We start from the raw sequence: 14,245 nt of genomic DNA, 5'->3' as shown, positions 1-14,245 counted from the left end.
CAAATGGAGGCGCGCCTTGGACTTAGTTATCCGACAGTAAAAACCCGTCTTCGAGAGATAAATATCGCACTTGGCCTCGATGAGATACCTATCGAATCAAATGATAGGATTGATATCTTGAAAAACCTTGAAGAAGGCAAAATGGATGTTTCAGAAGCGCTTAAAAAATTGGAGGAGGAAAGATAATGGGAGAAGAAATTACAAGAATATTGAAACTTCTAGAAAATGGTAAAATCAACTCTGAAGAGGCCGAGAGGCTTATTAAAGCCGTTAGTGAAAAAAAAACGAAGGGTTTTTATATATCGGCACCTCCTAAAATACCCAAAGAATTTATGATGAAGGTGGAAATGATTCCCGAGCAGATAGGTAAAGCTGTCTCCGCAGCGTTCGGATCGGTAGGGACTTCTGGAGGAAAAAAAACTTTTCATGGGGTGGATAACCTATTTATTAAAGCAGTCAACGGAGATGTTCAACTTATACCATCCGATGGTGAGACAATTATCGATGGCACTGGTTGGCCTATGAGAACGATAGTTGAGGATAATATTCTCAATATCGATAGCATAAATGCCAATTTTACAGCTTACGTCAAGCCGCGATCGACTGCATCTTTAAATCTGGTTAGTACAGATCTCAAAGCAAAAAAGCTCGATTTGGAGACCTCTATTGAAAGTGTCTCTGGAAATATTTTTATAGAAAAGTGTTCTGGAAGATGGGATATTCGAAGCATTTCTGGAAATATTGAACTGATTGGAATAACGGGAATAGCCTCGTTAGAAACTAAAAGCGGCAATATCTCTATGGAAATAGAAAGCAAGGGGCGCTATATTTGCAAAACTCTCTCTGGTAACATGGATGTTGTAGTTCCTAAGGGGTATGTTGTTTCACTCAAGCTCGATAGCCCTTTTGAAGATGTCGATTTGCCAGAGGAGTTGGAGTTTGCAAAGGAAGTTAAACCCGAAAACGCAGATATAATAATCGAATTATACAATAAAAACGGTTATATAAATGTTACTATTAAATGAAGGAGAAAAAATGAAAAACGAAGAAAGACCTCGTCCACGGTGGATTAAAATCCAGCGCAGGAGACCAAATTTAAAAGACCCCTTAAAGTGAGTCGTTATGGGAAAGAAGACGAATGATGATAGCGAAAATAACGATGTTGAAAACCAGATCAGCCTGAATTGTGCAGTCGAAACTCAAAAAATCAAACCGTCTTACTTGAAGTTCTTATTAATATAAGGAGGGATTGTGTCCGAAGAAAGGAACCAGATATTAAGTATGCTCGAAAACGGCAAGATTTCAGCCGATGAGGCAGCGCGTCTTCTAGATACGCTTGGATTTATTCAAGAAAGCGATTGCAAAGGCGCTAAAATAATTGACGAATCAGAAAAACCCAACCGCTGGTTGAGAATTCGCATCTCCGAGGGCGGTGTCGAAAAAGTGAAGGTTAATCTTCCGTTAAAGCTTGTGCAAATTCTAACGAAAATGCAAGGGCTTCTCCCCTCTGATGCTCGAGCTCAACTCGATGAACACGAGATAGATCTTGAAGCAATTGTCATGGCTATTAAAGAAGGCGCCGATGGCGAAATTGTTTCTGTTGAAGACGGTGATGATCGAGTTAGTATCTTCGTAGAATGAATTGTTAAATGAGCAAAGATAATAGAGCAAAGTGTTTAAATGCAAAAGGGGCGCACTTGAATGCGCCTTTTTTTATGATTATTTTGGTATCGAAATCAAGATATTGTAGCTCTATTCCGGTGATCGATAGTGCTGACATGAAATTTCTATATCTGCGAATTTCGCGCTAACGTATAGAGTGGGAAGGATATTTCTTATAATTCAAGTTCTATTCTTTAATTATCTCATCTTTATAGCGGGAATGGAATTCTTTGCGGAAATCTTCGAAACGATCTTCTAGAATGGCTAGGCGGATGTTGTCGAGGAGGGTTTTATAATAATGAAGCGTATGTATTGTCGCGAGGCGCATAGCAGTGATCTCGCCTACAGAGAAGAGATGTCGTAAAAAAGCTCGCGTGTAATGTTTACATGTATAACAATCGCATTCTTGATCGATGGGGCGTTCGTCCCTTGCTAAATAAGCTGCCTTTAAGGAAATTTTTCCACGAGATGTAAAAACAGTTGCTTTACGTGCATTACGCGTCGGAAGAACACAGTCGAACATATCTACCCCTTTTGCCACTGCTTCTACAATGTCGGCTGGAGTGCCCACTCCCATAAGATAGCGAGGTTTTTCGATAGGCAACTCTGGAAGACAGGCATCGAGAGCAGTCCACATAAGCGTTTTTGGTTCACCTACTGAAAGGCCTCCGATAGCATACCCGGGGAAGTCTAACTCCACAGTCTTTTGCGCCGAATATCGGCGAAATTTCTCGTTCACTCCCCCCTGAACAATCCCGAAAAGCGATGGTCCAGAATCGTTATTACTGTCTGATGAAAGTAGTCTGTCCCATTCTTCCCTACATCGGCGTGCCCAGCTCAGTGTTAATTCGACGGAGCGTTCGATATCACTTTCTGTTGAGGGATAGCCGAGACATTCGTCGAAAGCCATGAAAATATCCGGTCTCATTCTATATTGGATTTCTGTGGCGCGTTCTGGAGAAAAGAAATGGTAGCTTCCATCGAGATGGCTCTGAAAACGGACACCCTCGTTCTTTACCTTGGCCAGATTGGTCATCGAAAAAATTTGGAATCCGCCGCTGTCTGTCAATATAGCGCGGTTCCATCCGATGAATGAATGAAGCCCTCCCATCTCTTCGATAAGTTCTAGTCCAGGGCGCAAATACATATGATACATATTATTGAGGATAATGTAGTAATTCTCCATTTCTATGTCACGAACCTCGAGAGTTTTTACCGTTCCGCGAGTGCCAACCGGCATAAACACCGGTGTATGTATTTCTCCGTGAGAGGTGTAAATGGTGCCCGCTCGGGCGAGATTGTCAGTTTTTAATAGCTTAAAATCGATCATAAATACAGAATGTAGATTAAACCAGGAATATCAAGTTAAAAGGTAATCTAATTATAAAGCTTAATTATATCTAAGGTAAATCGAAGATCACAATAAGAGATAGCCCGATTGAAGCAGTCTTTTTCTTTTCTATACTATAATATAGATAAAGAAGTCTTTTTAATATTTCCTTGAATGGCATTGAGTTGATATGTCAAAAAATATGAAGAAAATAAAAGGGTTTACATTACTCGAATTGATGTCTGTTGTGCTCATTCTAACTGTATTAGCTACTATGTCTGTGGTTGGTTTCAGAAAAGCGATAAACCATCAGAGGCTAATTGGAGAAACGAATAATGCCGCCGCAACACTTAAAGTTATTGGCACAGAGGCTCGTGTAAGTAAGCGAAATATAAGAGTGAATGTCGATTTCGACACAGAATCTATCATCGGTTGGATAGATAGCGATGAAGATGGGATTCAGGATTCAGCAGAAAAGGTAATAGAAAAATTTACAGCCCCTAAAGGTGTCGATATTTTCTCCGGTTTTTTTGGAAGTAAAAGGTTCTCTGGTATTGCAACATTCAGCTTTCTCGACGATGGAAAAGCATCAAAAGAAGCCATCGTTGTTATCAAAGGAATAGTAACTTCCGAATTTAAAACCGTTGCAGTAAATATGCAAAGCGGATGGATCGAGGTCCACGATGGTGCGCCACCTAATCTAAAAAGCGGGCAGTTGGAGTAACGGTTTTTGGCCATTAATAAAGAGAGAAAGATATTCGTGAACAACGGATTCACAATGCTCGAGGTGATGTTAGCTATTGCTATTACAGCTGTTATTCTTTCATTTATTGGGATGGCACTCATAAGTGCGGCCCGACTGAATACACTGAGTTCAGCGCAGAATGAGGCCGGCAATCTCGCCGAGAAGAAAATTGAGGAGCTGAGAAGATACAGTTATTCCACTATTGAAAGCGGAAGCGACAATATCGATGATTTTAGTAGGACTTGGATCGTTGTCGATAATATGGGCAAGCCCAGAATCAAAGATGTTGAACTTACTGTAAGTTGGTTCGATTCTAAACATAATCAACATAATGTAACCTATCACACGGTTTTTTATCGAAATGCATATCCATATAAATAAAAATGGGGTTACTCTGATCGAGTTAATGATCGCAATGTTAATTGCGGCCATTATCATGGCTTCCCTTATTGGTATCCTTTCTGGACAAAGAAAAGGGTATATTTCACAGCAAGCTCGCGCCGAAGCCGAGGAATCTGTTACTCGTGTTCACGGTGAGCTTATGGATAGGATTCGCATGGCAGGCTATATGATACCGGATGGTTACAATGCTATCACACCATATAGCGCTACAAGCGGCCCGGATTCAATAAAAATTGTTGGCAATTACGATAATTTCACCTCCTTGACTTTTCTGAATACGCCGAAATATTCAGAAAATTTTTTCGCTAAAGATGCGCCGAATTTTAAATATACTCCCGGAATGCGAGTTATGCTCATTAGCCCTTTGGCCGAAGAAGTGGATACATGTTGGGCAACGGTTGATACCTTCATTAAATTTATGTTTTCCGGCAGTAAGTTTATTTATTTTACATTACAGGATTCACTCGACAGATATATGCCTAAAGAAAGCCGGGTTAGTTCATTCAATGAATATACATACAAAGTGGCCTATGATATCAATGGAACCGATACTTTAAGATACTTCGGTGTTAGATATAATAATGACTCCAATATCATTCGTTTAGTGGAAAATATAGATGATATTCAAATCACCTATGAAACACGAATTGACACGACAGACATGGATACTTTCTCGCCTGATTCTATGGACTTCATTTATGCTGTCAATCTAGATGTTCAGTCTCGATCTAGTATTAAGGACAGAGAATACACAGATTCAATATACAACGATAATTACAGGCGTTCGAGGCTGAACACTCAAGCTGTGATACTTAACATCGCGCTCGATAAAAGATAGGGGGCATTTTGCGCGGTAAAAATAAGAATGTGATACTTGGGATTATTTCGATAACGTGTTTTATTATAATTGTTATTCTGATATTCCGAACAGGTAAAACTGAGGAAGTCAAATATACAGGGAGGTTGATTGAAGAAGCAGAAAAACAATCTGAAGGCGAACTCACAGGAGAGCAGCTCGCAAAATTAACCTCTAATTTCCCAAAACAATTACCTCAACAAAAAGAATCATATCTTTTCCCAGATGAGCGCAAACCAAAAATGGCAAACTCGGAAATCGCTAGGCTAAATGCAAATGTGATTGAAGAAAGAAGAAAGGCCGCTCTCGAAAAGATAAAAAATCCGGCGAAAGCCCTAGAAAACCTCGATTCGGACGAAAAAGCGAAATTAGAGCGCATTCAAAAGATGCGTAGGGAAAAAGCCGAAAAAGAAAATGGATGAAGCTGGTGATATTATGCGGAAAATAAGGGTAAAATTGGGCGAAATTCGCGGGAGCGTTATGCTAATCTTGCTGATGGTCGTCGTCATTATATCCATTATTGCTTTTTTAGTGCTTGCAGCGAGCCATTACAACAATAAAATATCATCCAACGAACGGCATCGCAAACGAGCCTTTTATGTTGCCGAATCAGGGGCAATGATGGCAATAGATTCCCTAAACAATAACGATCAGATCCACGGTATTATATACACCGATGAGCCCACCAATGGCGGCTCTTTCTCAGTTGAAATCTTGGATTCATCCGATGTAACATGGCTTTCGTCGGATGAACGAATAATTCGCTCGATAGGCGTTTCGCGCAATGGTGTTCGAAGACTCGAATACCGCATCAAATACGCTGTTCTCGGCTATGGCGATATCCCCGGCCCGCTGTATATCGAGGCGGAGGAGCCCGCTTTTCCCGGTAATGTTTTTACTGTTCAGGGTGGCGACCACCAATGGGGCGACGCAATCTATAATATCCCCGTTCCTCCGGGAGAGCACAGAGCCGCAGTCTCCACTATCCACGATTCATCGAGCATTGTCGATGCTATTGGTATGCGGGCAGATCAAGTCTTTACAGTCGACGATTTTGGCAATGTTATCGAAGGATCGGTGAATCCCCAACATGACACTTTAGATCTCGAGGCACTCGCGGCGGCATACGCCGGTCCAAACGGCGAGCTTGCAGATACAATAGGCTGGGTTGCCGGGGCGTTTCCGAATGATTATAAAGTTAGCTATCTCGACGGTGATTTTACTGTTGCCGGAGGCGGTCATGTTCCCTCCGGTGGGAGTAGCCAATACCCATGTCCAAACTGCAACGGCACCGGCGTGGTCACATGCTGGGGTTGCGACGGCACGGGTTACGAATGGCAATCAGAAGCATGTCCCGATTGCAACGGAACCGGTCTCATTGGATGCGCGACCTGCGATAGTCTGGGGTATCTCGTTTGCCCGGATTGCGCCGGAACCGGCGGAACTGCAATTATGTGCGATAGCTGTTTAGGTACCGGTATATATGGTTGTGCGATATGCGCCGGAACGGGAGATTGCCCGATCTGTCACGGAACCGGTATTTCAAAAACAGCCGGTCTGGTTTGGTGGTCGTGTTACCGATGTGGAACCGGCGGAAAAAACGATCCGCCGGGAACAGGTTTATGCCCGGATTGTAGCGGTACTGGCGGTGTGTCTTGCCCCTTCTGCGGAGGAACAGGCGTCGATCCAACATCGGGATGTCCAACCTGCGGTGGTTCGGGTAGTATAATATGTCCGGACTGTGTCGGTTTGGGATATACTCCGTGCCCGACTTGCGGTGGAAGTGGAGGGGTGGGTCCCTCTCGAATTTGCAACGTATGTGGTGGGCCGGGTACGCAGGTATGTCCGTGGTGCCTTGGAGCTGGAACTGTCAATGAGGAGGGAGGAGGACAAGGGCCTGGAGGAACCCTCGGTGCAGGTGTCCTGGTGGTTACCGGAAACCTCCATATTTCCGGTCAATTCGAATATTCGGGATTAATTATCGTTTTGGGCGAGGTCTCGGTCGATATCACCGGTGGTGGCCAAGGGGTGCATATTTGGGGATCGTTATTGTGTCAGTCCGTCGATTTCAAAATCAACGGAAACGCCGATATCTGTTGGAGCTCACAGGTGCTTCAAAACCTGCCCGATAGGCCGGCGGGTTATCAGGTGCAATCAGTTACAGAGTATTAAAAAACAATCATTCTCGATTCTAAGGAGGGTTTTATCAATAAACCCTCTTTTTTTTTAATCGGAATTTTCCGGCTTTTTCTTGTATGTCCAGATGCCGGATTTGTGCACCATTCCCAGCTCCAAAAGCCGGAAATCGTTTATTCCCCAGAACGATGTCGCGCGAAGATAAACGCGCCGTAGCGTCTTGACACACTCCGTGCGTTTTCGCCGAAGGCTCGCCGTCGCGGCCTTCAGCTCGGCGCGTTCTTTTTGCACCTGGTCCCAGTATCCATTCGTCGCAGCGAGTTTCGCCCGTAACCGCTCGAAAGGAACATCCGCAAATACAAGGCCCGGCAGCTCCGCCGGAAGATTATCGAACGCTTCGATGATGTCCTCGGCCATCTTCACGCGCTCGACGCGGCGTTTCGGCACCATCTCATCGAGCCGGAACCGCTCTTCGAGGTATTTCCCCGTCGTCTCGTCGCCGAAATCCACCTCACCGCGCACGAACTTGCGGCAATCGTAAAGCGCTTTCAACATCTTGCCTTCTTCATCGTGAAGTCCGGCATATAATCCCGCGACATCGGCGTCCTCTTTGTTTTGATCGTTGGCGTAATCATGCAAAGAGTCACAGATACTCTTTATCTCGTCTATTTCCTCCGGCGTATAAGCGAGCTCGGTTCCATATTTATCTAATCCATTAGATAATTGGTTCATTCTTTCCATAAGAATGTTCATTCTATCTAATGTAAATGCATTATTTTTAAACATATTATGATTCCTTTGAATGACAAGTTATATACTAATATTAATATTAATGAATCTTATATATAAAATAGCAATATTTTTATTAAATAGCAAGCTATAATTATTAATATATTTAATAATTTTGATAATAATAAAAATAAAAATACAATAAAAATTCTATAAATATAAATAAATAATATATATTATAAAAATAAAAGATAAAAAGAATAAATAATATATCTAAAATAATAAATAGAAAAGCTATATTATAAAATAGATAAGGTTGGAACGACACCTACGAGACCGGGAGGTAAACCTTAATGGTCGATTTAACGGTGGTTTGCCGGAGGAAGGAGCCTTATTCCGCCAATTTGAAGATCGCTTACCGAAGGCAAGACATAAATTTCACCGATTGGGAGAATAAATGAAGTGGTTTTTAGATAAAACGCTACTCGAGCGAGGTTAAGCCCTGACGGATAGCGAATTTCACTAACTCGGCGATGCTTTTGGCATCGAGCTTTTTCATGATGTTGCGCCGGTGGGTCTCGATGGTCTTGACGCTGACGTCAAGTTCATAAGCAATTTGTTTTGTCGAAACACCTTCGCCGATATAGTGGAGAACCTCCCGCTCTCGGTCGGTAAGCAAATGATATTCGCGATTTAGGTCTTTGCTTTCTGGGTTTAAATATTCGTTGATGACTATTTCAGATATAGTTGAGCTTAAATATGTTCTACCCTCTAAAACGACTCTGATCGCTTTATCCAGCTCTTCGAAGGCGCAGTCTTTCATTAAATAACCCTTTGCACCGTCGCGGAGTATCTCGGTAATAAAGGATTTATCAGAATACATGGAGAGAGCAATGATTTTTGCCTCAGGGTTGGCCGAGATTATTTTGCGAGTGGCCTCTATTCCGTTCATGCCCGGCATGGCTATATCCATAATCACGATGTCGGGAGTGAGTTCCCCGGCCAGCTCAACAGCTTTTTTGCCCTCTCCGGTTTCTCCTACAACCTCGAAATCGGGATATCGTGAAAGAAGCTCGATAATGCCTTGCCTGATAATTTGATGGTCGTCAACGATAAGTATTCTGATCATAATTCCTCCACCTTTTTAATGGGAACCGAAATTTTAACTCGGGTTCCTTCGCCCTTTTTTGTATCGATTGTTATGTTTCCTGAGTAATATTTAATCCGCTCAGAGATGCTAAAAAGGCCGAATTCCTTTGTGTTAATCTTGCTAAATTTATTTTCTTTAAGTTCGAAACCTATGCCATCGTCCTCGACCTCGAGTATTGCTAGGTCTTTGTCTCGATAGAATTTTACAGTTGCTCTTTCTGCGTCAGCGTGCTTTTTAATATTCATGAGCAGTTCACGAGTCGATTGATATAAAATCATCGAGAGCTCGTTGGAAAGCGGTTTTATTTTTCCGTCGTCTTCGAAAGTGCAGAAGAAATCGTGGGAGTTTCTATACTTCGCGCATATTGAAGAAATTGCACCTGAGATGCCAAGCATCGAAATTATTGGTCGGTTATATTCAAACATAAGCGATTTCGAATGGATTATGGATTGATTAATAAGGTTTCTTATTATTTTTATTTTCGATTTGACATTTTCGTCATTCTCGGATGATGCTAATACCCCGAGTTTAATCTTAGCCAAAGCTAAAAATTGGCCGATCTCATCGTGTATATCTGCTGAGATCCTTTGCCTTTCTCGCTCTTCTGCAAGTGAAAGATGTGACCATAACGCCCTGAGTTTATTTTGATATAGCGAAATCTCTTTTTCGGCTTCGATTCGATCTGTTATATCCTTTAAAAGGTATATGTGTCTTCCAAGTGCATCGGTTTGCGCGTGGTATATTTCGAGAATAATAGTAGAACCATCGCTTCTTTTTGTTTTGCAATATTCGATGCTGAAATTGACCGATTCTGTTTTCTTAATATACTCTGAAAAATCGAGTTCTTTATCGATTACAAAAAGATCTTCTACCGGTTTTTTAATAAAATATTTACTCTCATATTTCAATGTCTTTTCGATAGATTTAGATATGAACTCGATTTTGCCCTTATGATCGGCTAGAACGAATACGTCGGATGATAAAAATGAAGTGAGATCGAGAATCTCTCTAAGCTCTTTAGAGCTGTGCATTGTTCTTCTGAAAAAGATGAGCAACAGCATAAGCAGAAGAACAAAAAACGCGAAGACGATAAACTCAGGTATTTCGTAATCATAGGTAAAAACAAATAAGGAGGATAGGGAATGAGAGAAATTGACTGAGATAATAGCTATCGACAACAGGATAGCCATTAATGAGATCAGGATTAGGACAATAAAGTTTTTTGTTTCTTTCTTGAACATATCCGGTTTTAATTTCTTTATTGATTTTAAACAAAGTAAATTAACTTAGGGAAAAGTCAATATTTTTAAAAAAATAATAGAAAAAAGACAGTAAAAACGTAATATGTGTAAGGAATATAGAATTATTACCTAACCAAAGCCTTATGAATATATGCGATAAAAGCATAAAGACTACAGATAAAATATTGCTCGACGCTTCTTTTCGGGAAGATATTGTCCGTAATCTTATCGATGGTTACCCCTTTTCCGAGACTATGATCACGATTTGCCAAAATCTAATGTTTTTCGGCGATTATTATGGTGCATACAATATATTAAAGGCCATTTGAATGCAACATTCAAATGAGGACGATTATTTTATTGGCAGAATATATAAACTCATTGGAGATATATGTTTTATATGGGGTAAGTTAAGCGAGGCAGAGGATAACTACAACTGTGCTGCCGAGCGTTTTTCTAATATTCCTTTCGCCTTTTCGCGCATTAATCTCGATTTGGGCAATATAGCGCTTCAAAAGGGTGAGTGGGAGAAGATGGAAAAGAAATATTGTATTGCCGAAAGAAATTTGTCTACTGAGAACAACGAAGGATTTAAAGCTGATATCGAGATTAACCGAGGAGTATCCTATTCGATTCGAGGGCTATTCGATAAGGCTCTTGCGAGGTTTCGTTGTGCCCTTAGTATTGCCGAATCTATCGATGATCATAATCGACTCGGTTCCTGTTATCTTAATATTTCTATTGCCGAAATGGAATCAGATATTTTAGAAAAAGCGATGGATTCGATGAAGCGCGCATTAGGTTATGCAAAGGAAACGGGCGATTTTAATCTTGAAACCACGATATATATAAATAGGGCGAAACTCAGCTTTTATCTAAAAGATTACATGGTTTCGCAGTTCTATGCTGAAAAGGCCCTAGAACTTCTTGGAATCACATTAAGCGAAAGGGCTGAAATCACTAGAATTCTTGGAATGCCCAATTCTAATCAATGGCCTGTGAAGAATATTCACAAGAGTTTCATTGTCATACCTATTGACGGTGTTACAGGCCAGCATGTCTATTGTATTCACGAGTCGGTGGTTCCAGATGAGGGTGTAACCTTCAATATGATCGAACAGTTATATTATCTAGATGATGGTTCCACCGTTGGCGGCATCGAATTCTCACCACATGGCACGGTTTTTCTTGATCATACATATCTATTCTGGGATTTCTCCTATCTTTATGAAGAACCACCGGTTGAGATGGACCTTCTCTATTAGGCAGAGGACGACGGCGAGGAATGGCTGATTAATCTGCACAGGGAACTTGAGCCCCAGGAGAACAGGCGAGTAGAGTTCACGATAGACCATTTCTCGATTTATTCCATTCGCAAATCGACCATGCCAAAACCGCCGCCGCCCTCGTTTGCTGTTGCGATTTAGGGTTTTTCAAATTCATGTGATTTGAATCTAATATTCTGGAGAGGAAGTCATCGTCATAGTTTCGTAAGATAGAATCCTTTTACGAAACCATCCCGATGTTACTAATCTAATGAAGACCTTTCTCGATGATGCTGAGCCAGTAACGGTAACCTCGAATCCTCCAGGAAATTCGCCATTTTTTTGAGTGAAACCGGGACTTCCAGTGGTGTGGGGAAGGTGTCGCTTTTATTGAAGGATATGGATAAATTCCATTATCCATTTTGAGCCCGTCAACAGTCTTGTTGCCTCTAACATCTCTAGGGGAATAGTAAAAAAACCGTCTTCGCCTACGATGGCTGAAGGATAAATATATGTGTAAGGTAATGCGTTGTTATCAATGGCATCAGAAGATAGATTGAAATATGGCGAATATAACCTGTCTCTTCCGAAACCGTTTCTAGTTATCCAGTGAACGCGATACTCGAGGCCGGGATTCCTAGCTTGAACTTGATTTATCGCCTCATGCATCATCGGTTTCATAACTGACATGTCAACCCACCATCCGGGTGTGTTTTCTATGGCTATTGCATAGATATCATACACTTGTGATGGAGGGAATATATCACCTGCTGTTTTCAGAAGCTTTGTTAATTGTGAAAGTAGTAATCCCTCCTTACTGGGATCGTCCTCATCACTATAATATACTTTAGCACTGACTATACGAGCTCTCGGTTCTTGTTTAATTGGCAGTATATCGATTACTCGAAGGAACTTCCAATTACCAAAATTATTATAAACATTCCCAGATAGTGTATTAGATGGGTCGGAAATAGTTGTGTCTGCAGAGAGAATTGGTAATGGAACAATATCTTTAAAACGATCAATTTCTATGATGTCCTCGCCAGCAAGGCTATATGCTGTTATTTCCTCGATCATCTGATTGCATTTTTCGAGAGCAAAAGCCCTTGCCCGATTTCTATTTATTAGTTTCAATGAATTAATAAGCAAACCAATTAAGGATGTAGCTAAAATCAACACAATAACCGACATGACCATCACTTCGAGAAGAGTTGACCCCATACGAGAATGGTTTAGCCGAGTATTTTTCCTGTTCGAAGCCATCAGGAAACACTATTGATCGAGTATGATCTTTTCATTCTGTAGTTACCGATTAATTGACAGCGCTAGTTAGCGGCGGTTGGTATTCCCTCTTTGAAAATCGCTAATTGCTCAATAATACTGAGTCCATTCCAATAATAAAGAAAAAAGAAAACTAAAAAAGCACTGTTAAATATGCTAGAAAAGGCACAAGTTAAATAAAAGCCTAACAATGTTTAATCAAGCAAAATTAAATACACTTAAACGCCACTTAAATTTGTAATTCGAGAATAGAAAATAAAGGTCACGAAGGTTGAACATACAAGTTTAAATAAACATGATATGTAAATGAGAACATTAGATTTGCGTTCTTATATAGATGAGATTATATTTTTCCTGTTATTTGTAGTTGAAGATAAGACTCGAGGTAAAATGAAAAAAGAAGACCTACAAAGATACTATAGCCGTTTCAAGTTCGGCGAAGATATTTTTCACCAGCTTATGCCGTATAAAATACGCGAAATACTTCTGGTGTCGAGTTTCTATGATGCTTTCATATTCGAACAAGATGGTAGATTCTCAGAACAGCTTTATGGAGAATATCATCAACTTAACCTGTCCTCAGTGCCAAGGATAACTAGTGTTCCTACCGGCAAAGAAGCCATTGATATAATCCGTGAAAGAAAATTCGATATGGTGATAACCATGCTTCATATCGGCGAAGTAACTCCTTTCGAGATGGCTCGTAAGATGAAGTCCGATTTTCCAAAAATGCCAATATTGCTTCTTCTTAATGTGCAAGCAGATGCTGTGTGTATAAATAAAACCGACCCAAAATTGGACGCTATCGACGACGTATTCCTTTGGAGCGGCGATTCTAAGGTTTTCCTTGCTATGATCAAGTTTGTTGAAGACCTACTAAATGTTGAACACGACACTCGAGTGGGGCTTGTCCGAGTGATACTCCTTGTGGAAGATTCAGTTTTCTACTATTCGCGCTTTCTCCCAGAACTTTGTAGCGAGGTTATGGGGCAAGTTCAGCTTTTACTTTCTGAAGAATTGAACGATATACAAAAGAATTATCGCATGCGCACGCGCCCGAAGATACTCATGGCACACGACTATGAGTCCGCAGTGGGACTTGCAGAAAAATATCGCGATTACTTACTTTGTGTTATATCAGATATCCGTTTTCCAAAAAATTCCAAATTAGACAAGCAAGCAGGGATCAAATTGCTGGAATACTTAAAAAGTGCGAGATTCGATATTCCGGTTTTGCTTCAAAGCGCTGGCTTCGAATATGCCAAAACTGCCAAGCGCTTCGGAGTTAGCTATATCGATAAGAACTCGCCAACTGTGATTCAGGAGCTAAGCGATTATATCCACTGGAACCTCGGTTTTGGCGATTTCATCTTCCGCGATGAATCAGGGACGGAATACGGAAGGGCAACTGATCTGGTCGAGTTCGAAGCTATGCTTCATGAAATACC

General features: G+C 41.1%; 16 protein-coding genes. 11 read left to right on the top strand and 5 right to left on the bottom strand.

Annotated features, from left to right (window positions below):
• From KAH81_01880 to KAH81_01870, 3 genes are all read left to right on the top strand, one after another.
• A partial coding sequence (locus KAH81_01880; GenBank protein MCK5832397.1) for a DUF2089 family protein occupies positions 1 to 186 on the top strand: 186 nt, incomplete at its 5' end.
• Positions 186 to 1,025, top strand: a complete 840-nt coding sequence (locus KAH81_01875) for a hypothetical protein (protein ID MCK5832396.1) — start codon at positions 186 to 188, stop codon at positions 1,023 to 1,025. The genes KAH81_01880 and KAH81_01875, both read left to right, overlap by 1 nt.
• A gap of 226 nt (positions 1,026 to 1,251) precedes the next feature.
• On the top strand, positions 1,252 to 1,641 hold the full coding sequence (locus KAH81_01870) for a hypothetical protein (GenBank protein MCK5832395.1): 390 nt from the start codon (positions 1,252 to 1,254) through the stop codon (positions 1,639 to 1,641).
• A 208-nt stretch (positions 1,642 to 1,849) separates the two neighbouring features.
• On the opposite strand, the gene tgt is transcribed toward KAH81_01870, so the two are convergent.
• Positions 1,850 to 2,992 (bottom strand): tRNA guanosine(34) transglycosylase Tgt, encoded by a 1,143-nt coding sequence (gene tgt / locus KAH81_01865; GenBank protein ID MCK5832394.1) that lies wholly within the window; start codon positions 2,990 to 2,992, stop codon positions 1,850 to 1,852.
• A gap of 202 nt (positions 2,993 to 3,194) precedes the next feature.
• Here tgt and KAH81_01860 point away from each other — a divergent pair, with 202 nt between their 5' ends.
• From KAH81_01860 to KAH81_01840, 5 genes are read left to right on the top strand one after another with little or no spacing between them, the layout of a single operon-like run.
• Positions 3,195 to 3,716, top strand: a complete 522-nt coding sequence (locus tag KAH81_01860) for a prepilin-type N-terminal cleavage/methylation domain-containing protein (GenBank protein ID MCK5832393.1) — start codon at positions 3,195 to 3,197, stop codon at positions 3,714 to 3,716.
• Positions 3,717 to 3,722: 6 nt separating this feature from the next.
• Entirely contained in the window at positions 3,723 to 4,118 is a 396-nt protein-coding gene (locus KAH81_01855; protein MCK5832392.1) for a prepilin-type N-terminal cleavage/methylation domain-containing protein, read from the top strand.
• Positions 4,099 to 4,977 (top strand): prepilin-type N-terminal cleavage/methylation domain-containing protein, encoded by an 879-nt coding sequence (locus KAH81_01850; GenBank protein MCK5832391.1) that lies wholly within the window; start codon positions 4,099 to 4,101, stop codon positions 4,975 to 4,977. The genes KAH81_01855 and KAH81_01850 overlap by 20 nt, the downstream gene beginning before the upstream one ends.
• An 8-nt stretch (positions 4,978 to 4,985) precedes the next feature.
• On the top strand, positions 4,986 to 5,417 hold the full coding sequence (locus KAH81_01845) for a hypothetical protein (protein ID MCK5832390.1): 432 nt from the start codon (positions 4,986 to 4,988) through the stop codon (positions 5,415 to 5,417).
• Positions 5,418 to 5,430: 13 nt separating this feature from the next.
• Positions 5,431 to 7,167 carry a hypothetical protein gene (locus tag KAH81_01840; protein MCK5832389.1) on the top strand — a complete coding sequence of 579 codons (1,737 nt, stop codon included), beginning with the start codon at positions 5,431 to 5,433 and terminating at the stop codon, positions 7,165 to 7,167.
• Positions 7,168 to 7,221: 54 nt separating this feature from the next.
• Here the strand turns inward: KAH81_01840 and KAH81_01835 are convergent, their stop codons facing one another.
• The 3 genes from KAH81_01835 to KAH81_01825 all read right to left on the bottom strand — a co-directional run bounded on the left by KAH81_01835 (position 7,222) and on the right by KAH81_01825 (position 10,251).
• Positions 7,222 to 7,917: a hypothetical protein gene (locus tag KAH81_01835; protein ID MCK5832388.1), complete on the bottom strand. Its 696-nt coding sequence runs from the start codon at positions 7,915 to 7,917 to the stop codon at positions 7,222 to 7,224.
• A gap of 424 nt (positions 7,918 to 8,341) precedes the next feature.
• Positions 8,342 to 8,989 carry a response regulator transcription factor gene (locus tag KAH81_01830; GenBank protein MCK5832387.1) on the bottom strand — a complete coding sequence of 216 codons (648 nt, stop codon included), beginning with the start codon at positions 8,987 to 8,989 and terminating at the stop codon, positions 8,342 to 8,344.
• A complete protein-coding gene (locus KAH81_01825; protein ID MCK5832386.1) occupies positions 8,986 to 10,251 on the bottom strand; it encodes a PAS domain S-box protein in 1,266 nt (421 codons plus the stop codon). The genes KAH81_01830 and KAH81_01825 overlap by 4 nt, the downstream gene beginning before the upstream one ends.
• A gap of 143 nt (positions 10,252 to 10,394) precedes the next feature.
• Here KAH81_01825 and KAH81_01820 point away from each other — a divergent pair, with 143 nt between their 5' ends.
• Together KAH81_01820 and KAH81_01815 are read left to right on the top strand one after the other, a co-directional pair.
• The gene (locus KAH81_01820; protein ID MCK5832385.1) at positions 10,395 to 10,580 is read left to right on the top strand and encodes a hypothetical protein; all 186 of its coding nucleotides are present in this window, start codon (positions 10,395 to 10,397) and stop codon (positions 10,578 to 10,580) included.
• A complete protein-coding gene (locus KAH81_01815) occupies positions 10,581 to 11,516 on the top strand; it encodes a tetratricopeptide repeat protein (protein ID MCK5832384.1) in 936 nt (311 codons plus the stop codon).
• Between the two features lie 387 nt (positions 11,517 to 11,903).
• On the opposite strand, the gene KAH81_01810 is transcribed toward KAH81_01815, so the two are convergent.
• Complete coding sequence (locus KAH81_01810; GenBank protein ID MCK5832383.1) at positions 11,904 to 12,737, bottom strand: type II secretion system protein; 834 nt, start codon at positions 12,735 to 12,737, stop codon at positions 11,904 to 11,906.
• Between the two features lie 450 nt (positions 12,738 to 13,187).
• Here KAH81_01810 and KAH81_01805 point away from each other — a divergent pair.
• Positions 13,188 to 14,245 (top strand): response regulator (locus KAH81_01805; protein MCK5832382.1); only part of this gene is annotated, 1,058 nt, incomplete at its 3' end.

The organism is bacterium, assembly GCA_023145965.1.
Classification (GTDB): Bacteria; UBP14; UBA6098; order UBA6098; family UBA6098; genus UBA6098.
This window is presented reverse-complemented; position numbering and strand designations above follow the sequence as displayed.

What these genes read in the sequence shown, in the direction of transcription:
- KAH81_01860 (MCK5832393.1), top strand. Translation starts at nt 3,195, where the DNA reads ATGAAGAAAATAAAAGGGTTTACATTACTCGAATTGATGTCTGTTGTG.
- KAH81_01830 (MCK5832387.1), bottom strand. Translation starts at nt 8,989, where the DNA reads ATGATCAGAATACTTATCGTTGACGACCATCAAATTATCAGGCAAGGC.
- KAH81_01825 (MCK5832386.1), bottom strand. Translation starts at nt 10,251, where the DNA reads ATGTTCAAGAAAGAAACAAAAAACTTTATTGTCCTAATCCTGATCTCA.
- KAH81_01875 (MCK5832396.1), top strand. Translation starts at nt 186, where the DNA reads ATGGGAGAAGAAATTACAAGAATATTGAAACTTCTAGAAAATGGTAAA.
- KAH81_01810 (MCK5832383.1), bottom strand. Translation starts at nt 12,737, where the DNA reads ATGGGGTCAACTCTTCTCGAAGTGATGGTCATGTCGGTTATTGTGTTG.
- KAH81_01850 (MCK5832391.1), top strand. Translation starts at nt 4,099, where the DNA reads ATGCATATCCATATAAATAAAAATGGGGTTACTCTGATCGAGTTAATG.
- tgt (MCK5832394.1), bottom strand. Translation starts at nt 2,992, where the DNA reads ATGATCGATTTTAAGCTATTAAAAACTGACAATCTCGCCCGAGCGGGC.
- KAH81_01815 (MCK5832384.1), top strand. Translation starts at nt 10,581, where the DNA reads ATGCAACATTCAAATGAGGACGATTATTTTATTGGCAGAATATATAAA.
- KAH81_01835 (MCK5832388.1), bottom strand. Translation starts at nt 7,917, where the DNA reads ATGTTTAAAAATAATGCATTTACATTAGATAGAATGAACATTCTTATG.
- KAH81_01820 (MCK5832385.1), top strand. Translation starts at nt 10,395, where the DNA reads ATGAATATATGCGATAAAAGCATAAAGACTACAGATAAAATATTGCTC.
- KAH81_01840 (MCK5832389.1), top strand. Translation starts at nt 5,431, where the DNA reads ATGCGGAAAATAAGGGTAAAATTGGGCGAAATTCGCGGGAGCGTTATG.